Annotated in this window: 19 protein-coding genes, 1 tRNA gene and 1 pseudogene; 1 reads left to right on the top strand and 20 read right to left on the bottom strand. The window is 70.5% G+C overall.

What is annotated here, in order from left to right; translation table 11 throughout:
• Window positions 1–114: 114 nt before the first annotated feature.
• The 20 genes and pseudogenes from FHS34_RS23875 to FHS34_RS23780 all read right to left on the bottom strand — a co-directional run.
• Window positions 115–930, bottom strand: coding sequence for a F0F1 ATP synthase subunit delta (locus FHS34_RS23875; protein WP_184968734.1), 816 nt, complete (start codon window positions 928–930; stop codon window positions 115–117).
• Window positions 927–1,478 (bottom strand): F0F1 ATP synthase subunit B, encoded by a 552-nt coding sequence (locus FHS34_RS23870; RefSeq protein ID WP_184968732.1) that lies wholly within the window; start codon window positions 1,476–1,478, stop codon window positions 927–929. Before FHS34_RS23870 ends, FHS34_RS23875 begins: the two co-directional genes overlap by 4 nt.
• 39 nt (window positions 1,479–1,517) lie before the next feature.
• A complete protein-coding gene (locus tag FHS34_RS23865; protein ID WP_184968730.1) occupies window positions 1,518–1,763 on the bottom strand; it encodes an ATP synthase subunit C-like protein in 246 nt (81 codons plus the stop codon).
• 79 nt (window positions 1,764–1,842) lie between these two features.
• Entirely contained in the window at window positions 1,843–2,613 is a 771-nt protein-coding gene (gene atpB / locus FHS34_RS23860; protein WP_184968728.1) for a F0F1 ATP synthase subunit A, read from the bottom strand.
• A gap of 273 nt (window positions 2,614–2,886) precedes the next feature.
• A complete protein-coding gene (locus FHS34_RS23855; RefSeq protein WP_184968726.1) occupies window positions 2,887–3,324 on the bottom strand; it encodes a Cg1360 family ATP-synthase-associated protein in 438 nt (145 codons plus the stop codon).
• 300 nt (window positions 3,325–3,624) lie between these two features.
• Window positions 3,625–4,956, bottom strand: a complete 1,332-nt coding sequence (locus FHS34_RS23850; RefSeq protein WP_184968724.1) for an MraY family glycosyltransferase — start codon at window positions 4,954–4,956, stop codon at window positions 3,625–3,627.
• 181 nt (window positions 4,957–5,137) lie between these two features.
• Complete coding sequence (gene glyA / locus FHS34_RS23845) at window positions 5,138–6,376, bottom strand: serine hydroxymethyltransferase (RefSeq protein ID WP_184968722.1); 1,239 nt, start codon at window positions 6,374–6,376, stop codon at window positions 5,138–5,140.
• A 116-nt stretch (window positions 6,377–6,492) separates the two neighbouring features.
• Window positions 6,493–7,173: an arsenate reductase/protein-tyrosine-phosphatase family protein gene (locus tag FHS34_RS23840; protein ID WP_184968721.1), complete on the bottom strand. Its 681-nt coding sequence runs from the start codon at window positions 7,171–7,173 to the stop codon at window positions 6,493–6,495.
• The gene (locus FHS34_RS23835; protein WP_184968718.1) at window positions 7,170–7,817 is read right to left on the bottom strand and encodes an L-threonylcarbamoyladenylate synthase; all 648 of its coding nucleotides are present in this window, start codon (window positions 7,815–7,817) and stop codon (window positions 7,170–7,172) included. The genes FHS34_RS23840 and FHS34_RS23835 overlap by 4 nt, the downstream gene beginning before the upstream one ends.
• A 52-nt stretch (window positions 7,818–7,869) precedes the next feature.
• Window positions 7,870–8,715, bottom strand: a complete 846-nt coding sequence (prmC, locus tag FHS34_RS23830) for a peptide chain release factor N(5)-glutamine methyltransferase (RefSeq protein ID WP_184968716.1) — start codon at window positions 8,713–8,715, stop codon at window positions 7,870–7,872.
• Between the two features lie 35 nt (window positions 8,716–8,750).
• Window positions 8,751–9,827: a peptide chain release factor 1 gene (gene prfA / locus FHS34_RS23825; RefSeq protein WP_184968714.1), complete on the bottom strand. Its 1,077-nt coding sequence runs from the start codon at window positions 9,825–9,827 to the stop codon at window positions 8,751–8,753.
• A gap of 106 nt (window positions 9,828–9,933) precedes the next feature.
• On the bottom strand, window positions 9,934–10,155 hold the full coding sequence (gene rpmE, locus FHS34_RS23820; RefSeq protein ID WP_007499053.1) for a 50S ribosomal protein L31: 222 nt from the start codon (window positions 10,153–10,155) through the stop codon (window positions 9,934–9,936).
• Between the two features lie 143 nt (window positions 10,156–10,298).
• Window positions 10,299–11,429, bottom strand: coding sequence for an LCP family protein (locus FHS34_RS23815; protein ID WP_184968712.1), 1,131 nt, complete (start codon window positions 11,427–11,429; stop codon window positions 10,299–10,301).
• A 418-nt stretch (window positions 11,430–11,847) separates the two neighbouring features.
• Complete coding sequence (gene rho / locus FHS34_RS23810) at window positions 11,848–13,842, bottom strand: transcription termination factor Rho (protein ID WP_184968710.1); 1,995 nt, start codon at window positions 13,840–13,842, stop codon at window positions 11,848–11,850.
• A 402-nt stretch (window positions 13,843–14,244) separates the two neighbouring features.
• Window positions 14,245–15,162, bottom strand: coding sequence for a homoserine kinase (gene thrB, locus FHS34_RS23805; protein WP_184968708.1), 918 nt, complete (start codon window positions 15,160–15,162; stop codon window positions 14,245–14,247).
• Window positions 15,163–15,437: 275 nt separating this feature from the next.
• Window positions 15,438–16,496, bottom strand: coding sequence for a threonine synthase (gene thrC, locus FHS34_RS23800; RefSeq protein WP_184968705.1), 1,059 nt, complete (start codon window positions 16,494–16,496; stop codon window positions 15,438–15,440).
• A 6-nt stretch (window positions 16,497–16,502) separates the two neighbouring features.
• On the bottom strand, window positions 16,503–17,795 hold the full coding sequence (locus tag FHS34_RS23795; protein WP_184968703.1) for a homoserine dehydrogenase: 1,293 nt from the start codon (window positions 17,793–17,795) through the stop codon (window positions 16,503–16,505).
• A 206-nt stretch (window positions 17,796–18,001) separates the two neighbouring features.
• Window positions 18,002–19,393 carry a diaminopimelate decarboxylase gene (gene lysA / locus FHS34_RS23790; RefSeq protein ID WP_184968701.1) on the bottom strand — a complete coding sequence of 464 codons (1,392 nt, stop codon included), beginning with the start codon at window positions 19,391–19,393 and terminating at the stop codon, window positions 18,002–18,004.
• A 54-nt stretch (window positions 19,394–19,447) separates the two neighbouring features.
• Window positions 19,448–20,731: an ArgS-related anticodon-binding protein NrtL gene (gene nrtL / locus FHS34_RS23785; protein ID WP_184968699.1), complete on the bottom strand. Its 1,284-nt coding sequence runs from the start codon at window positions 20,729–20,731 to the stop codon at window positions 19,448–19,450.
• Between the two features lie 709 nt (window positions 20,732–21,440).
• Window positions 21,441–21,956, bottom strand: a pseudogene (locus tag FHS34_RS23780) (response regulator); the annotation flags it as partial.
• A 208-nt stretch (window positions 21,957–22,164) separates the two neighbouring features.
• On the opposite strand from FHS34_RS23780, the gene FHS34_RS23775 reads away from it, so the two are divergent.
• Window positions 22,165–22,236: transfer RNA gene (locus FHS34_RS23775), tRNA-Arg, on the top strand.
• Window positions 22,237–22,453: the final 217 nt, after the last annotated feature.

Genomic DNA, 22,453 nt, shown 5'->3' with positions numbered 1-22,453 from the left:
CCCGAAGTTTCACTTTGGGGGGATGGGGACTCCCCCTGAAAAGAGGTGAATCCTCTGCACGGCCCAACCAGGGCCGTAAGTACGTACTGCTTTTCTCGAAATATCGAGGTGCTGCTAGCTCGCCATGCGGCGGGCGGCCTCGTCCAGCCGGTCCGCGATCGAGCCGTTGATGACCTCGTCACCGACCTGCACCCGGATGCCGCCGACGACCTCGGGGTCGACGTCGAGGTTCAGGTGCATCCGACGCCCGTAGAGCTTGGCCAGAGCAGCACCGAGGCGCTCCCTCTGCCCGTCGCTCAACGGCACCGCCGAGGTGACGACGGCGACCATGCGGTTCCGGCGCTCCGCGGCGAGCTTGGACAGGGACTCCAGTCCCGACTCCAGGCTACGTCCACGCGGCGCGGTCACGAGGCGCGTCACCAGACGCTCGGTGGCCGGCTTGGCCCGCCCGCCCAGCAGCCGGTTCAGCAGCTCGGACTTGGCCGAGGTGCCGGCGGCACGGTCGGTGAGCGCGGCGCGCAGCTCGGTGCTGGAGGAGACGATCCGGCCGAACCGGAACAGCTCGTCCTCGACGTCGTCGAGGGTGCCCGTCTTCTCCGCGGCCGTGAGGTCGGCGATGTCCGCCAGTTCCTCCAGCGCGTCCACCAGGTCGCGGGGCTGCGACCAGCGGGAGCGCGCCATACCGGACACCAGGTCGGCGGTGGCGCCGTTGACCTGGCCACCGATCAGACGCTGGACCAGCTCCGCCTTGGCCTCTGCGGGCTGCGCCGGGTCGGTGAGGACCCGGCGCAGGCCGGCCTCGCGGTCGAGCAGCGCGGTGACGGCCGCCAGCTCGTCGGCGAGCTGCGCGGCGTCCACGGACGTGGAGTCCGTCAGCGCGTCGAGACGCTCCCGTGCGGCTGCCAGGGCCTCGCGGCTCGCTCCGTTCATCGCGTGGCCTCGGCCTTCTCCTCGAGCTCGTCGAGGAAGCGGTCGATCACACGGCTCTGGCGGGCGTGGTCCTCGAGGGACTCGCCGACGAGCTTGCCGGCCAGTTCGGTGGCGAGCTTGCCGACGTCCTGACGCAGCGCGGACGCGGCGGCCTTGCGGTCGGCGTCGATCTGGGTGTGACCGGCGGCGACGATCTCCTCGCGCTGCCGCTGGCCCTCGGCCCGCATCTCGGCGATGAGCGCGGCACCCTGCTCCTGCGCCTCCTGGCGCAGGCGCGCGGCCTCGTGCCGGGCCTCGGCGAGCTGAGCCTTGTACTGCTCAAGGACGCTCTGGGCCTCGACCTTCATGGCGTCGGCCTCTTCGATGCCGCCTTCGATCGCCGCGCGACGCTCCTCCAGAACCTTGTTGATGTTCGGAAGCAGCTTCTTCCAGAAGAAGAAGAACACGATGGCGAAGGCGATGGTGCCGACGAGCAGCTCGGGACCGGCGGGGATGAGCGGGTTCTGCTCAGTCTCCTCGGCCGCCAGCTGTGCCAGGTTGGCGATCACATCAGTGCCTTTCGTCGAAACGTGTCGGTGGGTGGTTGATTACCGACCGAACACGAACGGCATAACGATGCCGATGAGGGCGAGCGCCTCACAGAAGGCGAAGCCCAGAATCTGGTTGGCGCGGATCAGGCCGGCAGCCTCGGGCTGGCGGGCGAGGGCCTGGGTGCCGTTACCGAAGATGATGCCGACGCCGACGCCGGGGCCGATGGCCGCAAGGCCGTAGCCGATGGAACCGAGGGAGCCGTGGACACCGGACTCGGCAGCGAGGGTCTGGAGAGCGGACATGCCGGTTCTTCCTTCTCTTTCATGGACCGGTGGGGGTTGGCCACCGGACGTCTGGGGGATACGGGGCGGGTGGTTCGGCTCAGTGGTGCTCGGCCAGAGCACCCTGAATGTAGGAGCAGGCGAGGAGCACGAAGACGTACGCCTGGACGGCCTGCACGAAGAGCTCGAAGAGGATCATGACGATGGTCATCACGAACGAGACGCCGGCCGCCGGGATCATGGTGCTGTTCATCAGGTACCAGGACGCGACGGTGAACATCACGAGCATCAGGTGACCGGCGAACATGTTGGCGAAGAGTCGCACCGCGTGCGTGAACGGGCGGACGAACAGGTTCGAGAGGAACTCGATGACCATGACGAGCGGCAGCACGGCGCCGAGCGACTTGTCGTAGCCCGTCACGTTCTTGAAGAAGCCGACGAAGCCGTGGCGCTTGAACGTCAGGCCGACCCAGAGGATCCACACGAGCGCGGCGAGGACCACCGGGAACGCGAAGACCGAGGCGACCGGGAACTGCGCCAGCGGGATCACGGACCAGATGTTCATGATCCAGATGAAGAAGAAGAGGGAGACCATGAGCGGTACCCACTTCTCGCCCTCGCGCTTGCCGAGGGTCTCGTACACGATGCCGCGGCGCACGAAGTCGTAGCCGGCCTCGCCGACCATCTGCAGCTTGCCCGGGATCACCTTGGCCTTGCCGAAGGCGGCCCAGAAGAACGTGACGACCAGGAGGCTGGTGATGAGCGCGAGCAGCATCACCTTGTTGAACTCGAAGCCGCCGACCGTGGCGAGCGGCTTGAACAAGAACGAGTGCAGGCCCGGAGCCGGGAAGCCACACCCGTTGTCGGACATGATCCGACAACTCCAGTCAAAGGCGAGCTGGGTCTGGTCAGCACTCACCGCGGGCTCCTTCGGCGTGACGCATGGGTACGGCAACCTCGTTGTGTCGGCGCGGCACGCGGCCGCGGATCGGCACCGGACTGGTGTTACGGATGTGGGGGCGGCTGGGGGGCATCGAGCCTCGCGATCGAGCAGGCGTCAGCTCAGATGCCCGCGCCCGCGATGCCGCAGTTGGCACCGGACGATAGCAGGAGATCTCACAAGCCTTTATCCCGCCCCTACCCCTCACTGCTTCGGCCCTGTCTTCTCGGGCTTCTCACTCTTCGCGGGGTCCGGGTCGATGTAGAAGATCTTGGCCTTCATGTGCGCGCGAGCCTGCGCGGCCATCCACACCACGGTCGCGGCGACGAGCGACGCGGCGAACGCCTTCGCGTTGAAGAGGGAGGTGTCCTTGAAAACAGCGACGAAGATCAGGAGGAGCAGCAGCTGGGCGACGTAGAGCATGAGCCCCATCGCCTGGAACAGCTGCGGGAGCGTTTTTGCCGTCCACTGCAGCACATAGAGGCCGATTCCCATGAACAGGATGGCCAGCACCGTACCGACGGCCGCACCGAGCGCACCCTTGCCCCCCGCGACCGCGGCGCTCACGGCGACGGCGATCGCACCCGCAGCCGCTGTGGGCACAGCGATCTGCAGAAGGTTCCGGGCGTCATTGGACGGCATGGCGGCAACTCCGCTTTCACAGGGGGCAGGTGTCGTCATGGACGAGCGTAGTCCCGGGTCGAGTGGTCGAGACCTCACACCTTCGGACCGTCGCACTCAGGTCCTCGGCTCTACCCCGGGTTCTCGTGAACCGTATCACAAACTATTTGATGAGGTCTTTACCTGGTTGGTGTGCTGGCTGTCACACATGAGAGTGACAGCGCGCGTCTGTGCAAAAACCGAGCCGTATTGTCTGGTATTGGGGGTCTTTGCTCCCCCACGACTTGGCAATGCTCTAGTCAGATTCTTACCTTGGCCGTCTCAACGACGATCGACGAAACGCGAACGAGCGCCGATCGCGGTGGCCCCGTTGACGCCCGAGACCCCGGCGGTGACCGGCGCCCGCTCCTCGGTCTCCGCGGCCTCCGTGGCGTCCGTGGCGTCCGGCTCGGCGGCCTCCGCCGCGACGGTTTCGGGAGCTTGGCGCCGCCTCCGGTACCGCGGCGGCACGAACCGCTGCGCCCACACCGGCACCCGCGGCCGGAAGCGCGGGAGCAGCAGCAGCACCAGCCCGATCGCGCTGAGGAAGACGATGCCCAGCACGATCCACATCGATGCCGAGTTGACCGAGTACGCGAGCGCCCCGAAGGCGATCAGGGCCGACCAGAAGTACATGATCAGCACGGCCCGGCTGTGCGAGTGGCCGATCTCCAGCAGCCGGTGGTGCAGGTGCCCGCGGTCCGCGGCGAACGGGGACTGGCCGCGCCAGGTGCGCCGGACGATCGCCAGGACCAGGTCCGCCGTCGGCACCGCGATGATCGTCAGCGGGAGCAGCAGCGGGATGTAGACCGGCACCGTCTGGTGCACGGCCGCCTTCTCCGAACCCGCGTAAAGGTTCAGCGCGTCCGGGTCCACCTGGCCGGTGATGGAGATCGCGCCGGCCGCCAGCACCAGGCCGATCAGCATCGAGCCCGAGTCGCCCATGAAGATCCGCGCGGGATGCATGTTGTGCGGCAGGAAGCCCAGGCACATGCCCATCAGGATCGCCGCGAACAGCGTGGCGGGGGCGGCGGCCTCGATGCCGTACGACACCCAGACGCGGTAGGCGTACAGGAAGAACGCGGCCGCCGCGATGCACACCATGCCGGCGGCGAGGCCGTCCAGGCCGTCCACGAAGTTCACCGCGTTGATCGTGATGACCACCAGGGCCACCGTCAGCAGCGTGCCCTGCCACTGGGTCAGGGCGACGTTGCCCACGCCCGGGACGGGCAGCCACAGGATCGTCAGACCCTGCATGACCATCACGCCCGCGGCGATCATCTGACCGCCCAGCTTGATCAGCGCGTCGATCTCGAACTTGTCGTCCAGGACGCCGATCAGCCAGATCAGGGCCGCGCCCGAGAGCAGCGCCCGCGGCTCGTTGGACTTGGCGAAGACCTCGTTGAGGTTGGCCAGGTGGTCCGCGACCAGCAGGCCCGCGCACAGCCCGAAGAACATCGCGATACCGCCGAGGCGCGGAGTGGGCTCCCGGTGCACGTCCCGGGCCCGGATCTCCGGCATCGCCCCGGCCACGATCGCGAACTTCCGTACCGGCCCTGTCAGCAGATACGTCACCGCGGCCGTGATGCAGAGCGTCAGCAGGTATTCACGCACGGGCTTCCCCACAGGTCTCGCTGGCCATCACAGCCACACACCCTAGCGACGGATGCATATGGATGAGGACTGCCGGGTAGCGACGATGGTTGCACGCAAGGCTGTGTGCCCCGCTCCGCGGCGGTCCGTGAAGGTCCACAACGGGACACATCAGGGTGTACGGAACTCCGCCTACCCCTGCTCAACCGGGATACGGCGGAAACTGGCCGGTGAGTGCGCGCACCTCCTCCCGCGCCGCGGCCGGCTCCGTCGCGCCCCGCACCACGGCCGCCAGCAGCGCCGCGATCCGCACCATCTCCGGCTCGCCCATGCCTTGGGTGGTCACCGCGGCCGTGCCCAGGCGCAGCCCGCGGCCGTCGCCGTGCGGCAGCACACAGCAGTCCAGCACCAGGCCGGCCGCCAGCAGCCGGCCGCGCGCGGTGCGGCCGTCCACGCCGAGCGGCGCCGGGTCAGCGGTGATCAGGTGGGTGTCCGTGCCGCCGGTGGTGACGACCAGCCCCTCCGCGGCCAGGTGACCGGCCAGCACCCGCGCGTTGGCGACCACCTGATGGGCGTACACGGTGAAGGCCGGCGTCGCCGCCTCGCCGAACGCGACGGCCTTGGCGGCGATGGTGTGCATCTGGGCGCCGCCCTGGGTGAAGGGGAAGACGGCCCGGTCGACGCGCTCGGCCAGCTCGGCGCCGCACAGGACCATCCCGCCGCGCGGACCGCGCAGCACCTTATGGGTGGTCGCGCACACGATGTCCGCGTACGGCACCGGGTTGGGCGCCGCTCCCCCGGCGACCAGCCCGATCGGATGGGCCGCGTCCGCGATCAGATACGCCCCGACCTCGTCCGCGATCTCGCGGAACAGGGCGTAGTCGATGTGGCGGGGGTAGGCGATGGAGCCGCAGACGATGGCCTTGGGCCGGTGGTTCCGGGCCAGGTGGCGCACCTGGTCGTGGTCGATCAGCCCGGTCTCCGCGTCGACGCCGTAGCCGACGAAGTCGAACCAGCGGCCGGAGAAGTTCGCCGGTGAACCGTGCGTGAGATGGCCGCCGTAGGGCAGGCCGAGGGCGAGGACGGTGTCGCCGGGACGCAGCAGGGCCGCGTAGGCGGCCAGGACGGCCGAGGAGCCGGAGTGCGGCTGGACGTTGGCGTGCTCGGCGCCGAAGAGGGCCCTGGCCCGGTCGACGGCGGCGCGTTCCGCGACGTCGACGATCTCGCAGCCGCCGTGGTGCCGGGCGCCCGGGTAGCCCTCGGCGTACTTGTTGGCGAGCGCCGAGCCCAGCGCGGCGAGCACGGCCGGCGAGCAGAAGTTCTCGGCGGCGATCAGCTGGAGCGTCGTGGACTGCCGCGTCAGCTCCCCGAGCAGGATCTCGGCCATCGCCGGGTCCTGCCGCCGCAGGACATCGGTCTCGTGAGCGGTGGTGACCGACATGACGGGCTCCGGGCGGTCGACGGTGACGTATCCCCAATGTAGGCCCGGGCTACGGCGGACGCGCGACCGTTACGTCCTTCGATGTCCGCTTGGCCCGCCTGTCCCGTCGAGAGGCCCTAGGTGTGCGCGCGTACGCCTGTCAGCGCGGTGACGACCGGGTCCAGCGCGTCCCGTATCTCGTCGCCGATGGACCGGAAGAAGGGCAGCGGGGCGCCGTAGGGGTCGTACACCTCGTCCGCCTCGGCGGTCGGGGCGAGCAGCCAGCCGCGCAGCGCCGCCGCCGCGCGCACCAGCGCCCGGGCACGCATGACCACCCCGTCCTCGAGCGGCGGCAGCGTGGCCGGGTCTATGGCCCGGACCAGGCGGGTGAACTCCTTCAGGGTGAAGGTGCGCAGGCCCGCCGAATGGCCCATGGAGATGACCTGGGCGCGGTGGTCGCGGGTGGCGGTCAGCACCAGGTCGGCCGTGATCACGTGCTCGTCCAGCAGCTCCCGGCCGACGAAGCCGGTGGCGTCCGCGCCGAACTCGCCCAGCACGGTCTCCGCGTTGGCCTCCATGGGCGCGCCCTCGTGCCCCCACGTGCCGGCGCTCTCCACGACCAGCCCGCCGCCGAGCACGCCGAGCCGCTCCGCGACGAAGTGGCGGGTCAGCCGCTCGGTGATGGGCGAGCGGCACACATTGCCGGTGCTGACGTGGAGGATGCGGAAGCTGTCGCGGGGAAACCCGAACGTCGTCGTCTCCTCCGCGCTGAAGCGCCCGTCGCCGCCTATGCCACGCCCCGCTTCAGGGGCCGTCAATTCGCCACCTCAAGGTCGGGTACGACCTTGCGCAGCTCCTCCGCGGAGAGCGCGCCCGCGCGCAGCAGCAGCGGCACCTCGCGGGAGACGTCCACGATGGACGACGGGACGTTGCCCGGGGTGGGGCCGCCGTCGAGGTAGACGGAGACGGAGTCGCCGAGCATCTCCTTGGCCGCGTCGCAGTCCTCCGGCGCCGGGTGGCCGGTGAGGTTGGCCGAGGAGACGGCCATCGGGCCGACCTCGGTGAGCAGCTCGATGGCGACCGGGTGCAGCGGCATGCGCACGGCGACCGTGCCCCGGGTGTCGCCGAGGTCCCACTGCAGCGACGGCTGGTGCTTGGCGACGAGCGTCAGGGCGCCCGGCCAGAACGCATCGACCAGCTCCCAGGCCAGCTCGGAGAAGTCCGTGACGAGACCGTGCAGGGTGTTCGGGGAGCCGATGAGGACAGGCGTGGGCATGTTGCGGCCCCGGCCCTTGGCCGCGAGCAGGTCGGTGACCGCCTCCGAGGAGAACGCGTCGGCGCCGATGCCGTACACCGTGTCGGTCGGCAGCACCACCAGCTCGCCCCGGCGGACGGCGGACGCGGCCTCGCGCAGACCCGTCACGCGGTCGGTCGCGTCGTTGGTGTCGTATCGCCGTGCCATGTCTAGCGGGCCTCCTCGTACACGTACTGCGGGGTTGAAGTCTGCGGGGCGGTCACGGCAGCGCCTTGCGGGCGGTGGCGAAGCGTGGCCGGTTGTTGAGGTCGGGGTGGTCGGCCGCGTCGGCCCAGCCACGCTCCTCGGTGAAGATCCACGGCACCTGGCCGCCCTGGGTGTCGGCGTGCTCGATCACGACGACTCCGCCGGGACGCAGCAGCCGGTGCGCGGTGCGTTCGATGCCCCGGATGAGGTCGAGTCCGTCCTCGCCGGAGAACAGCGCCAGCTCGGGGTCGTAGTCGCGGGCCTCGGGGGCGACGTACTCCCACTCGGTGAGCGGGATGTACGGCGGGTTGGAGATGACGAGATCGACCTGGCCGTCGAGGTCCGGGAAGGCGGTGAGGGCGTCACCCTGGCGCAGGTCGACCCGCGACCCGGCGACGTTCTTCCGCGTCCACACGAGGGCGTCCTCGGACAGCTCCACGGCGTGCACGCGGGAGCGCGGGACCTCCTGGGCGAGGGCGAGCGCGATGGCGCCGGAGCCGGTGCACAGGTCGACGATGCACGGCTCGACGACATCCATGGCGCGGACCGCGTCTATGGCCCAGCCGACCACGGACTCGGTCTCCGGCCGGGGCACGAACACCCCCGGGCCGACCTGGAGTTCCAGGTACCGGAAGTAGGCCCGCCCGGTGATGTGCTGCAGCGGCTCGCGCTGCTCGCGCCGGGCGATGACCTCCCAGTACCGGGCGTCGAAGTCGGCGTCCTTCACGGAGTGCAGTTGGCTGCGCTTCACGCCGTGCACGAACGCGGCCAGCTCCTCCGCGTCGGTGCGCGGCGAGGGCACGCCGGCGTCGGCCAGCCGCTGGGTGGCCTGGGCCACCTCGGCGAGCAGCAGGTTCACGCGAGTCCTCCGTGTCGTACTGGTGCGTACGTGTGTTACGCGGCGGCGAGCTTCGCCGCCGAGTCGGCGTCGACACAGGCCTGGATCACCGCGGCGAGGTCGCCGTCGAGGACCTGGTCCAGGTTGTACGCCTTGAAGCCGACTCGGTGGTCCGAGATGCGGTTCTCCGGGAAGTTGTAGGTGCGGATCTTCTCGGAGCGGTCGACGGTGCGGACCTGGCTGCGGCGGGCGTCGGCGGCCTCCCTCTCCGCCTCCTCCTGCGCCGCGGCGAGCAGCCTGGAGCGCAGGATACGCAGAGCCTGCTCCTTGTTCTGCAGCTGGCTCTTCTCGTTCTGGCAGGAGGCCACGACCCCGGTCGGGATGTGCGTGATGCGCACGGCGGAGTCGGTGGTGTTCACGGACTGGCCGCCCGGCCCGGAGGACCGGTAGACGTCGATGCGGAGGTCGTTCGGGTTGATCTCGACGTCGACCTCCTCCGCCTCGGGCGTGACCAGGACGCCGGCCGCGGACGTGTGGATACGGCCCTGGGACTCGGTCGCCGGCACACGCTGCACGCGGTGCACACCGCCCTCGTACTTCAGCCGGGCCCAGACGCCCTGCCCGGGCTCGGTCGCCCCCTGGCCGCCCTTGGTCTTCACGGCGACCTGGACGTCCTTGTAGCCGCCCAGTTCGGACTCGGTGGCGTCGATGATCTCGGTCTTCCAGCCGACGCGCTCGGCGTAGCGCAGGTACATGCGCAGCAGGTCACCGGCGAACAGCGCCGACTCGTCGCCGCCCGCGCCCGCCTTGATCTCCAGGATGACGTCCTTGTCGTCGCTGGGGTCGCGCGGGACGAGCAGCAGGCGCAGCTTCTCGGTCAGCTCCTCGCGCTGCTTCTCCAGCACCTTGACCTCGGCGGCGAAGTCGGGGTCGTCGGCGGCGAACTCGCGCGCGGTCTCGATGTCGTCGCCGGTCTGCTTCCAGGAGCGGTACGTGGCGACGATCGGGGTGAGCTCGGCGTAGCGCTTGTTCAGCTTGCGCGCGTTGGCCTGGTCGGCGTGGACCGACGGATCGGCGAGCTTCTTCTCCAGGTCGGCGTGCTCGGCGACGAGTTCCTCGACGGCCTCGAACATCTTGGGCTCCTGTACTGCGGTGAAGGGAAGGACGGGCGACCAAAAACGCCGGTCCCGGGCACACCCCCGTGAAGGGCGCGACCGTGGACCGGCGAAATGGGGCTCGCTACTTCTTGGAGCCGGCAGCCTTGCCGAAGCGGGCCTCGAAGCGGGCCACACGGCCACCGGTGTCGAGGATCTTCTGCTTGCCCGTGTAGAACGGGTGGCACTCGGAGCAGACCTCGGCCCGGACGGTGCCGGACTCGATGGTGCTGCGGGTGGTGAACGACGCGCCACAGGTGCAGCTGACCTGCGTCTCGACGTACGCGGGGTGGATGTCGCGCTTCAAGGTGTCTCCTAGATTCCGGGAGGGCGCCGGGTCGCCGCCGCGGGATGCGGGAGCGTGAACCGGAGCCGACGTACCAGTCTGCCAGGACTGGGCCCATCCACCCAAACCGGGGGTGCGGTTGTTCTATTCCTGGGGGTGAGCGGTCAGCTCACGACGCCCTTGGCCTCGCCGGTGGCCGTGCCCTCGGTGGCCGACGCCGGGATCGGCCCGTCGTTCTTCAGGGCGTTCCACACCAGCTGGGCCTTCGCCTTCGCCAGGAGGACCCGGTTGGGGTTGGCCGGGTCGTACTCCACCGGCATCGTGACCATCTTCATGTGGGACGAGCCGATGCCCTTGAGGCCGCCCGCGAAGTCCATCAGGGCGTTGACCGAGCCGAGCTCGGAGTCGGTGGTGACGGCCTTGGTGGCGGTGTCGGCGAGGTCGTACAGCTTCTTCGGGTTCGAGAAGACACCGACGTGCTTGACCTGGTCGATCAGCGCCTTGATGAAGGCCTGCTGGAGCTGGATGCGGCCGAGGTCGGAGCCGTCGCCGACGCCGTGCCGGGTGCGGACCAGGCCGAGGGCCTGCTCGCCGGTCAGGGTGTGCGGGCCGGCCTTGAGGTCCAGGTGGCTCTGCGGGTCGCGGATGTCCTTCGTCGTGGTGACCCGGACGCCGCCGAGGTCGTCGATGAGCCTCTGGAAGCCCTCGAAGTCGACCTCCAGGTAGTGGTCCATGCGGATGCCGGTGATGGACTCCACGGTCTTCACCGCGCAGGCCGCGCCGCCGGTGGAGTACGCCTCGTTGAACATCACGCCGGACGCGGCGGAGTGCGCGGTGCCCTGGGTGTCGGTGCACTGGGGGCGGTCGACGAGGGTGTCCCGCGGGATCGAGACCACGCTGGCCTTCTCGTGGCCTTCGTACACATGGACGATCATCGCCGTGTCGGAGCGGGCGCTGCCGTCGTCCGTGCCGCCGCCGAGCTTCTTGTTCTTGCCGGAGCGGGTGTCCGAGCCCAGGACCAGGATGTTCTCCGAGCCGTTGTCGATCTTCGTGGGCCGGTCGGTGCCGAGGGCCTGGTTGATGTCGACGCTGTGGATGTTGCCGTTGAGCTTGAAGTACACGTACCCGGCGCCGGCCCCGCCCAGCACGACCACGCCCGCGGCCGTCCAGGCCGTCGCGCGCATGGCCTTGCGGCCCGTGCTGGGGGCCTTGCGGCGGCGCCCCCTGCCCCGGCGGCGGGGTTCGATCGTGCCCGGCTCGGCTATGGCGGGCTCGGGCGTGCTCTCGGCGGCCACTTCGCTCCTAGGTCTCGGCGGTCGGATACCCCCTGCGTTCAGGGTCGGGCGCGGTTGTCACCGCTCCATCGTCGCTCTGCCTGATCAGACGGAGAAACTCGGGAAAGGGTTGCACAACGCACAGTGTCCATCGCGTACAGCGATGGACACCGTGCGTAGTCGCTCGGTATGAGTTCACCGCGTTCACCTGCGGCTTCGGCTCCCGCGGTGGTACGCCGGGACGCCGGTGCCCCGCGCGCCCTTTGTGGCAGAGATCTCGCTCATGGCCGTTACGGCGCCCTTGTACGGATACGGGGGCATGAACACGGGGGCATAAAAGGGGCCGCCCCCCGTCGTTTCCGACGGGGGGCGGCCTCGACGTCCGGGACGCGGGAGAACCACGCGACCGGGCGCGATCGCCTCAGCGGCGCCCTGTCACTCAGTCACCGTTGCCCGGCGTCGGCGTCGTCTTCTGGATCTGCATCAGGAACTCGCCGTTCGACTTGGTCTGCTTCATCTTGTCGAGAAGCAGCTCGATCGCCTGCTGCTGGTCCAGCGCGTGCAGGACGCGGCGGAGCTTCCAGACGACCGCCAGCTCCTCGTTGCCGAGCAGGATCTCTTCCTTACGGGTGCCGGACGCGTCCACGTCCACCGCCGGGAAGATGCGCTTGTCGGCGAGCTTCCGGTCGAGCTTGAGCTCCATGTTGCCGGTGCCCTTGAACTCCTCGAAGATCACCTCGTCCATGCGGGACCCGGTGTCCACCAGGGCGGTGGCGAGGATGGTCAGCGAGCCGCCGTCCTCGATGTTGCGGGCCGCACCGAAGAAGCGCTTCGGCGGGTACAGCGCGGTCGAGTCGACACCACCGGACAGGATGCGGCCGGAGGCCGGAGCCGCCAGGTTGTAGGCACGGCCCAGACGCGTGATGGAGTCGAGCAGCACGACCACGTCGTGGCCCAGCTCCACCAGGCGCTTGGCGCGCTCGATGGCCAGCTCCGCGACCGTGGTGTGGTCCTCGGCCGGACGGTCGAAGGTCGAGGAGATGACCTCGCCCTTCACCGACCGCTGCATGTCGGTGACCTCTTCCGGACGCTCGTCGACGAGGACGACCATCAGGTGGCACTCGGGGTTGTTGTGCGTGATCGCGTTGGCGATCGCCTGCATGATCATGGTCTTGCCGGTCTTCGGCGGGGCCACGATCAGACCGCGCTGGCCCTTACCGATCGGCGACACGAGGTCGATGATGCGGGTGGTGAGCACGCCCGGGTCCGTCTCCAGGCGGAGGCGGTCCTGCGGGTAGAGCGGGGTCAGCTTGTTGAACTCCGGTCGGCCGCGGCCGTGTTCGGGCGCCATGCCGTTGACGGAGTCCAGGCGGACCAGCGCGTTGAACTTCTCGCGGCGCTCGCCCTCCTTCGGCTGGCGGACCGCACCGGTGATGTGGTCACCCTTGCGCAGGCCGTTCTTGCGGACCTGGGCGAGGGAGACGTACACGTCGTTCGGACCCGGCAGGTAGCCGGAGGTCCGGATGAAGGCGTAGTTGTCGAGGATGTCCAGGATGCCCGCGACCGGGATCAGGACGTCGTCCTCGGCGACCTGCGGCTCGGCGATCTCGTCGCGGCCGCGACGGCCACGGCGGTCGCGGTAGCGGCCACGACGGCCACGGCGGCCGCCCTCGAAGTCGTCGTCGTCCTGCGGGCCGGCGTTGCGGTCCTGACGGCCGCCGCCCTGCTGCTGGCCCTGCTGCTGACGGTCCTGACGGCCGCCGCCCTGCTGGTCGTCGCCCTTGCCGCGGCGGTCGCGGTCGCGGTCCCGGCCGCGCTCGCGGCGGTCACGGCGGCCACGGCCCTCGCCGTCACCGGCGTCGCCCTTCGCCTCGCCCTGCTGCTGCGCGGGCGTCTCGGCCTTGGGCTCGGCCTTCGCCTCGGCGGCGACGGTCTCGGCACCGCCCTGGGCCGGGCTGCCCGCCTCGGCCGTGGCGCGGCGGCGACGGCGCTCGATCGGCGCGTCGTCGGAGGCCGGCTGGCCGGGAATCTCGATCTGCTGCTGGGCCACGGCCTTCTCGGCGGGAGCCTCGGCCGCCTTCGCCGCCTTCTTCTCGGCGTCCTCGCCGGTGCGGGCCTTGGAGGTGGCCCGGCGCTTCGGCTTGGTCTCGGTGGCGGCATCGGCCTTGGGGGCGGCCGCCCCGGAGGAGGCGCCTCCGCCGGCGGCCTGCGCCTCCTTGATGACCTCGATCAGCTGGCTCTTGCGCATCCGCGCGGTGCCCCTGATGCCGAGGCCCGAGGCAACCTGCTGCAGCTCGGCCAGCACCATGCCCTCGAGGCCGGTACCACGGCGCCGCCGGGAGCCGGCACCGGTGGCAGGCGCGGAGGCGTCCGTGGCGGGCGCGGCAGCGGTCTCCTCGACACGTGCGCCCATCAGATCGGTGGTGTCGCTCACGAAGGGTCCTTCCCTGGAGCGGACGTCGGCCTGTCTGGCTCGGCGACCGGTTGTGCTGTCCGGCTACGGTCCTGTCTTCTGCGAACCGTGCCGGGGCGGTGGTCCGCCAAAGCGGCGGAGGAAATGTGCGGTGATGGCGCTTCCGCGAGTCGTGGCATCCAGTGTCACGTGGCGTGGGAGCACCGATTCCGGAGTGTGCCCGGCGGCCCGCTCAGTGCCCGCATACGACGTACTGCCCAGGTACGGCGCAAGGAACACGGAGTGGCGCGGGAGACTCCCGGAAGAATGTCTGTCCCGGACGGGGACACAAAGCACCTCGCCACGGTGGGGTCGGGTGCAGACTTGAGGTTAACACTACCGGATCCAACAAACATTCCCCCTCTCATATCCGGCAACCGTGTGTCAGGGCGCAAGCGGCAGCACGCTCGCTCCCTGGACATCCAGGTCCAGCCGGTTGGCGGCCCAGCCCTCACCCGCGAGGTGGGACACCTTGTCCGCGCTCTCGGCGTCGGCGAGGGCCATGACGGTGGGACCGGCGCCCGAGATCACGGCCGGGATGCCGTCGGCGCGCAGCCGCTCCACCAGCGCGGCGCTCTCCGGCATGGCCGGGGCGCGGTACTCCTGGTGCAGGCGGTCCTCGGTGGCGGGCAGCAGCAGCTCGGGGCGCCTGGTCAGGGCCTCGACGAGCAGGGCGGCCCGGCCCGCGTTGGTGGCGGCGTCGACGTGCGGCACGGTGCGCGGGAGCAGGCCGCGCGCGGTCTCGGTCAGTACCGGCTTTCCGGGCACGAAAACCACCGGAACGATGGAATCGTGCGGGTCCATCCTGATGGCCCGGGCATTGCCGGCCTCCATCCAGGACAGGGTGAATCCGCCGAGCAGACAGGCGGCCACGTTGTCCGGGTGGCCCTCGATCTCGGTGGCCAGCTCCAGCAGCGCGGCGTCGTCCAGACGGGCCTCACCGCCTATGGTCACGGCGCGGGCGGCGACGATGCCGGCGCAGATGGCGGCGGAGGAGGAGCCCAGGCCCCGGCCGTGCGGGATGCGGTTGGCGCAGACGATCTCCAGGCCGCGGGGCTGTCCGCCGAGCAGGTCGAAGGCGGTGCGCAGGGAGCGGACGAGGAGGTGGCTCTCGTCGCGCGGGAGGGTTTCGCCGCCCTCGCCCGCGATGTCGATGTGCAGCCCGGAATCGGCCACCCGGACGACCACGTCGTCGTAGAGCCCCAGCGAGAGGCCGAGGGCGTCGAAGCCCGGGCCGAGATTGGCGCTGGTGGCGGGAACGCGCACCCGGACGGCGGCGGCGCGGAAGGCTGGACCGGCCATCGCTCGAAGACTCTCCTTGAGCTGCGTGACGGTCGAATGACGCTCGAGGGATTCGATGGTCATTCGGTGGACTGCCGATGACTGACGTACGAGGACCCGTCGGGCCGCGGAGACGGCGCGGCGCCGTGCCATACGCGAGGGCATATGCGGTAGGCGGGTTCGCTACAGCCTATCGAAGGAAGGTTCTGTGGCGACATAGGGCGCACAGGAGGCGCACGATGCGTGTCGTAAGCCCCCTGTGCCCCGTGTCAGGGACGACCCGGATTCCGGGCCGTTCAGGCGAGGCCGAGGCGCTCGGCCGCGGTGGCCGCGTCGACCGGGACGGTGACCGGCTGCGGGGCACCGGCGACGGCCCAGTCGGGGTCCTTCAGGCCGTTGCCGGTGACGGTGCAGACGATGCGCTGGCCCGGGTCGACCTTGCCCTGCTCCGCGGCCTTGAGCAGGCCGGCCACGGAGGCGGCGGAGGCGGGCTCCACGAAGACGCCCTCCTGCGCGGCCAACAGGCGGTAGGCGCGCAGGATCTCACGGTCCGTCACCTCGTCGATGGCGCCGCCGGACTCGTCGCGGGCGGCGAGGGCGTAGCTCCAGGAGGCGGGGTTGCCGATGCGGATGGCGGTGGCGATGGTCGACGGGTCCTTGACGACCTCGCCGCGCACGATCGGGGCACTGCCGGACGCCTGGAAGCCCCACATCCGGGGGGTCCGGGCGGCGACGCCGTCGGCGGCGTACTCCTTGTAGCCCTTCCAGTAGGCGGTGATGTTGCCCGCGTTGCCGACCGGGAGGACGTGGATGTCGGGTGCGTCGCCGAGCATGTCCACGATCTCGAAGGCGGCCGTCTTCTGGCCCTCGATGCGCACCGGGTTGACCGAATTCACCAGCGCCACGGGGTAGTTCTCGCTCAGGGCCCGGGCGAGCGTGAGGCAGTCGTCGAAGTTGCCGTCGACCTGGAGGATCTTCGCGCCGTGCACGAGGGCCTGGCCCATCTTGCCGAGGGCGATCTTGCCCTGCGGCACCAGCACGGCGGACACCATGCCGGCCCGTACCGCGTACGCGGCGGCCGAGGCGGAGGTGTTGCCGGTGGAGGCGCAGATGACGGCCTTCGCCCCCTCCTCCTTGGCCTTGCTGATGGCCATGGTCATGCCGCGGTCCTTGAAGGACCCGGTGGGGTTCGCACCCTCCACCTTCAGGTGGACCTCACAGCCCGTGCGCTCGGAGAGCACCTGCGCGGGCACGAGGGGCGTGCCGCCCTCGCGGAGCGTCACGACCGGTGTGGTGTCGGATACCGGCAGCCGGTCCCGGTACTCCTCGATGATTCCGCGCCACTGGTGGGTCATTGCTGGTTACTCTCCTTCAACCCGCATGATGCTGGCGACACCCCGCACGGTGTCGAGCTTGCGCAGTGCCTCGACGGTCCCGGACAGGGAGGCGTCGGAGGCCCGGTGGGTGACGACGACGAGGGAGGCCTCGCCGTCCTTGCCCTGCTGCCGAACGGTGTCGATCGACACCCCGTGCTCGGCGAAGACGGTCGCGACCTGGGCGAGCACGCCCGGTTTGTCCGCGACGTCCAGGCTGATGTGGTAGCGCGTGACGACCTCGCCCATCGGGGAGACGGTCAGGTCGGCGTACGCCGACTCGCCCGGCCCGGTGGACCCGTTCAGCCGGTTGCGGCAGACCGCGACGAGGTCGCCGAGGACCGCGGAAGCGGTGGGCGAGCCGCCGGCGCCGGGCCCGTAGAACATCAGCTGTCCGGCGGCGTCGCTCTCCACGAACACGGCGTTGTACGCGCCGCGCACCGAGGCGAGCGGATGGCTCAGCGGAATCATCGCGGGGTGCACGCGCGCGGTGACGGACGTGCCGTCCTTGGACCGCTCGCAGATGGCGAGCAGCTTGATGGTGCAGCCCATCTCCTTGGCGGAGCGGAAGTCGGCGGCGGTGACCTCGGTCATGCCCTCGCGGTAGACGTCGTCGAGGCGCACGCGCGTGTGGAAGGCGATCCCGGCGAGGATGGCGGCCTTGGCGGCGGCGTCGAAGCCCTCGACGTCGGCGGTCGGATCGGCCTCCGCGTACCCGAGGGCGGTGGCCTCGTCCAGGGCCTCCTGGTACCCGGCGCCCGTGGAGTCCATCTTGTCGAGGATGAAGTTGGTGGTGCCGTTGACGATGCCGAGCACCCGGTTGACCTTGTCGCCGGCGAGCGATTCGCGCAGCGGCCGGATCAGCGGGATGGCGCCGGCGACGGCGGCCTCGTAGTAGAGGTCCTTGCCGTGCTCCCCGGCGGCGGCGTGCAGGGCGGCCCCGTCCTGGGCGAGCAGGGCCTTGTTGGCGGAGACGACGGAGGCGCCGTGCTCGAAGGCGGCGGTGATGAGCGTCCGGGCCGGCTCGATCCCGCCGATGACCTCGACGACGACGTCGATGTCCCCGCGTTTGACGAGGGCGGTGGCATCGGTGGTGACCAGCGCGGGGTCGATGCCCTCGCGCGCCTTGCCGGTACGCCGTACGGCCACACCGGCGAGCTCGACCGGGGCCCCGATCCGGGCGGCGAGGTCGTCGGCGTGCGTCGTCATGATGCGCGCCACCTCTGAGCCGACCACTCCACAGCCCAGCAGCGCCACCTTCAGCGGACGCGTACGCATCATCCGACCTCGTTTCCTCTTACCGTCTACGGTTGGACCAGTCTCACTCACCGGACGGGAGTTTCTACCCTTCGTCCGGATCGTGAGACATCTATTTCATTTGTACGGGACCGGAAGACCGTAGATCTTCCGGCCCTGGATCTCCCGTTCCGGCGCGGGGTGTCATCCGACGCCGGGACGGAGGCGTCACCCGACGCCGGACGGAGACATCACCCCACGTCGAGACGCAGGAGGTCCTCCTCCGTCTCACGTCGCACGATCACCCGGGCCGCCCCGTCCCGCACGGCGACGACCGGCGGCCGCAGGACGTGGTTGTAGTTGCTGGCCATGGACCGGCAGTACGCACCGGTGGCCGGAACGGCGATCAGGTCACCCGGTGCCAGGTCGGCCGGCAGGAACGCGTCATTCACCACGATGTCCCCGCTCTCGCAGTGCTTGCCGACCACCCGGGCGAGCATCGGCTCGGCGTCGGAGGCGCGGGAGACGAGCGCGACGCTGTACTCGGCGTCGTACAGCGCCGTCCTGATGTTGTCCGACATGCCGCCGTCGACGGAGACGTACGTCCGCAGCCCGTCCAGCGGCTTCACCGTGCCGACCTCGTAGAGCGTGAAGGCGGTCGGGCCGACGATGGCGCGGCCGGGCTCGACGGAGATCCGCGGGGTCCGCAGCCGCGCGCTCTCGCACTCCCGCGTGACGATCTCGGTGAGCGCCTTGGCGATCTCGTGCGGTTCCCTGGGGTCGTCGGCGCTGGTGTAGGCGATACCGAGCCCGCCGCCGAGATCGATCTCGGGCAGCTCGACCCCGTGCTCGTCCCGGATGTCCTTGAGCAGCCCGACCACCCGGTGGGCGGCGACCTCGAAGCCCGACATGTCGAAGATCTGCGACCCGATGTGGGAGTGGATCCCGATCAGTTCGAGCCCGTCGAGCTGAAGGGCCCGCCGTACGGCCTCGGCGGCCTGCCCGCCGGCGAGCGGAATGCCGAACTTCTGGTCCTCGTGGGCGGTGGCGATGAACTCGTGGGTGTGCGCCTCGACGCCCACGGTGATCCGGATCTGGACCTTCTGCCGCTTCCCCAGCTCCTGCGCCGTGTGGGCGACCCGCACGATCTCCTGGAAGGAGTCGAGAACGATCCGCCCGACGCCCGCCTCTATGGCCCGGCGGATCTCCTCGACGGACTTGTTGTTGCCGTGGAAGGCGATGCGCTCGGCGGGCATGCCGGCGCTCAGGGCGGTGGCCAGCTCCCCGCCCGAGCACACGTCCAGGTTGAGCCCCTCCTCGTCCAGCCACCGCACGACGGCCCGGGACAGGAAGGCCTTCCCGGCGTAGAAGACGTCGGCGTCCGGACCGAACGCGGTGCGCCAGGCACGCGCCCGGGCCCGGAAGTCGGCCTCGTCGAGGACGTAGGCGGGCGTGCCGAACTCCTCGGCGAGCCGGGTGACGGGGATCCCGCCGACGGTGACCACACCGTCGTCGTTCCGGCCGACGGTCTGGGCCCACACCTTGGTGTCCAGGGCGTTGAGGTCGGCGGGCGGCGCGGAGTAGTGCCCCTCGGGCAGGACGTCGGCGTGACGGGGCCCGGCGGGGTGGGCGGAACGGCTCATGACGTGACTCTCAGACTCTCTGTCTCTCTTAGGGACGCGACTGCTCTCGGCGCCTCAGAGATGTTCGGGTGCGTCGATGCCGAGCAGGGACAGGCCGCCGGCCAGCACCGTCCCGGCGGCTTCGGCGAGAGCCAGCCGGGCCCGGTGGGCGGCCGAGGGTTTCTCCTCCCCGACGGGAAGCACGAAGGGCAGCAGGGGCAGCACGGCATCCGCGACGGTGACGAGATGCCGGGCAACCCGGTCCGGGGCACGGTGGGTGGCGGCCGCGGTCAGGATGCGGGGGTGATCGGCGAGGGGGGTGAGAAGGGCGCGGACCAGGGGGGTGGGGTCAGGGCCGGGGTGGGGGGTGGGGCCGTGGTGGGGGTGGTGGGGGGTGGTTGGGCCGTTCGGGGTGGGGTGGGGGGCGTTGTGGTGAGGGGCGTTGACGGCCGTTGGGGGGATGGGCTTGGCGCCGACGGAGGGTCCGAGGGGGGCGGGCTCGGTGCCGTTGGCGGCCAGAGGGGGGCGGGGCTCGGAGTTGTCGACGGTGGTGAGGGGGGCGGGACCGGCGCCGACGGGGGGTGCGAGGGGGGCGGCCTCAGTGCCGTTGGCGGCCAGAGGGAAGCGGGGCTCGGGGTCGGCGGCGGCCGTGAGGGGGCCGGGCTCGGCGGTGAAGCCGAGGCGGGCGGCGTTGCGGCTGAGGGAGCGGACGCGGGCGTGGGCGTACCGCACCCGGAACAACGGATTCCCCTCGCGCTGGACCAGGTGGTCGGCGGTGATCCGGGGCCGGTCGTGCGGGGCAGGGTGGAGCAGGGCCCACTGGGCGGCGTCGGGCCCGAGTGGGGCGGGGTCCTCCGGCGCGGGCACGGGCCGCAGATTGACGGGCTCGCCGTGCTCGACGGTGGCCCGGCCGCCCTGGGTCCCCACGATCCGTACGACCGCGTCGGCGACGACCTCGGCCCGCACCTCGTACGGCACGCGCAGCGCCACGACCTGTCCGGCGAGGGCGTCTCCGTGCCCGTACCGGGCGCCCTGCCGCCGGATCTCCCGCACCAGCCCGGTGACGGGGTCGGCCTGCGCGTCGAGGCTGATGTTGAGGAACCCGGGCCCGGTGACGACGACGTCCCGGATGCCGGCGGTTCCGGCGAGGCGGGGCCGCAGGATCTCGGCGACCCGAAGAGGCGGCTGCCCGGCCGGCCGGGCGAGCTGCAACGCGATGCTGGTGGCGAAGTCCCCGCACCCGCCGGGGCCCGGCTCGGTCACCACGGCACGCTCGGGCACGGTCACGCTCAGCTCCCCGTCGTCGACGGCACGACGCACCGCGGACAGCACGGTGCGGGAGAGCTCGACGGGGGTCACGGGACAAGCGTAGGGGAGGAGGGGGGTGGGTACGCGAGCCGGTTATGCCTGTTCACCTGGCGTACGTACCGGCCTACCCGCCGAAGGACATGCCCCCCGGCACGCCGTCGGACACGCCGCCCTCACAGGAAACCCCGTGACAGCCGTATCCCGAGCCACCGTCCCGAGAGCCACCACGCCCCTCGACGGCCCCCAGCCCGGACGCACTCCCACGGCCGGCGACGCCGTCACGATCGGATGGGTCGTCGTGCCCGGGAAACCCTGCACGCCCGGAGAACCCGTCATGACCGTGCCCGGAGAACCCGTCATGACCGTGCCCGGGGAACGCCTCGTGCCCATGGCCCGAGAACCCCTCATGACCGTGCCCGGGAAACCCCTCGTGCCCATGACCGGGGAATCCCTCACGCCCCTCGCCGGGGAAACCCTCACACCCGTGACCGGCGAAGTTCTCATGCCCCTGAGCCGGGAGGTTCTCATGCCCGCGGCCGGGGAAGTTCTCATGCCTCTCGTGCCCATGGCCGGGAAGGCTTCCCTGCCCGTGCCCGGAGAAGCCGAAGCCACCCTCATGACCGGACGGGATCCCTTGGCCGGGGAGGCCACCGCGACGAGGTGAACGCTCGCCCCAGCCGACCTCGCTGTCGACGCCCTCGTCATCCCCGCCCTCACCCCCACCCCGACCTTCTCCGCCACCGTCTCCCCCACGCCCGTCCCCGTCAGGCCCTTCTCCGCCATGCCCTTCTCCACCACGGCTCTCTCCCCGTGGCCGGTCTCCCCCTGACACCCCGGACCGCCCATGCCCGTTCTTCCGCTCGATGAGGTGGGTCACGAGCCGTACGAGCTCGGCGGGTTCGAAGGGCTTGGCGAGAAAGGCGTCCACGCCGACATCGAGGCCGGTCTCGACCTCGTACTGCGTACACGCGCTGATGATGGCGAGGGGCAGGTGGCGGGTACGGGGGTCGGCCCGAAGCCGGGCGGCGGTGCGCAGCCCGTCCAGCCGGGGCATGACGACATCGAGCGTCACGACGTCCGGGCGCACCTGGTGCACCACGTCCAGACACTCGGCACCATCGGCCGCGGTCACGACCTCCAGCCCTTCCAGCTCGAGGTTGACCCTGATCAGCTGCCGGATGACCTTGTTGTCGTCCACAACAAGCACCCGACCCGAAGCGCCTGGCACAACTCGAGAGTAGGTCCGGACCGGCCACCGCGTCCGGGTTTTCCCCACTTCCACCCCGTACAGGCGACCCACCACCCCCGCCCCGGCGACCCGCCGCCCCCCTTGCTGGCGACCCACCCACCCCGCACCGGGGTCCCGCTCATCCCGCACCGGGAACCCACTCATCCCCCCAGCCGCGAAACACGTTCCTGATCACCCCGCCGGACCTGCTAGTGTTCTACCCGTCGCCGCGAGCGAGAAGCTCAGCGCCCGACACGCCCCCGTAGCTCAGGGGATAGAGCAACGGCCTCCGGAGCCGTGTGCGCAGGTTCGAATCCTGCCGGGGGCACTCGCCAGTCAGCCAGCAAAAATCAAGCTCTGACCAGCGCGAATGCCGACTCGAGAGAGCGGGAGTCAGTCTCACTGACTCCCGCTCTTTCTCGTTATCTCTCAGTGTTCACGCACTATCTGCGATACACGCGACACACCTCCGACACGCTCACGCGCTCCTCGCACGTAGGGCGCCCCCGACGACGTCGCGTGCCGAACGCCCTCATGGAAGAGGT

This window comes from Streptomyces echinatus, from assembly GCF_014203595.1.
GTDB classification, from domain to species: Bacteria; Actinomycetota; Actinomycetes; order Streptomycetales; family Streptomycetaceae; genus Streptomyces; species Streptomyces echinatus.
This window is presented reverse-complemented; position numbering and strand designations above follow the sequence as displayed.

Coding starts and splice junctions, on each gene's coding strand:
- lysA (WP_184968701.1), bottom strand. CDS start 19,393: ATGAGCCGTTCCGCCCACCCCGCCGGGCCCCGTCACGCCGACGTCCTG.
- thrB (WP_184968708.1), bottom strand. CDS start 15,162: ATGGCCGGTCCAGCCTTCCGCGCCGCCGCCGTCCGGGTGCGCGTTCCC.
- thrC (WP_184968705.1), bottom strand. CDS start 16,496: ATGACCCACCAGTGGCGCGGAATCATCGAGGAGTACCGGGACCGGCTG.
- glyA (WP_184968722.1), bottom strand. CDS start 6,376: ATGTCGGTCACCACCGCTCACGAGACCGATGTCCTGCGGCGGCAGGAC.
- FHS34_RS23875 (WP_184968734.1), bottom strand. CDS start 930: ATGAACGGAGCGAGCCGCGAGGCCCTGGCAGCCGCACGGGAGCGTCTC.
- FHS34_RS23865 (WP_184968730.1), bottom strand. CDS start 1,763: ATGTCCGCTCTCCAGACCCTCGCTGCCGAGTCCGGTGTCCACGGCTCC.
- FHS34_RS23795 (WP_184968703.1), bottom strand. CDS start 17,795: ATGATGCGTACGCGTCCGCTGAAGGTGGCGCTGCTGGGCTGTGGAGTG.
- prfA (WP_184968714.1), bottom strand. CDS start 9,827: ATGTTCGAGGCCGTCGAGGAACTCGTCGCCGAGCACGCCGACCTGGAG.
- FHS34_RS23835 (WP_184968718.1), bottom strand. CDS start 7,817: ATGGCACGGCGATACGACACCAACGACGCGACCGACCGCGTGACGGGT.
- FHS34_RS23855 (WP_184968726.1), bottom strand. CDS start 3,324: ATGCCGTCCAATGACGCCCGGAACCTTCTGCAGATCGCTGTGCCCACA.
- atpB (WP_184968728.1), bottom strand. CDS start 2,613: ATGTCCGACAACGGGTGTGGCTTCCCGGCTCCGGGCCTGCACTCGTTC.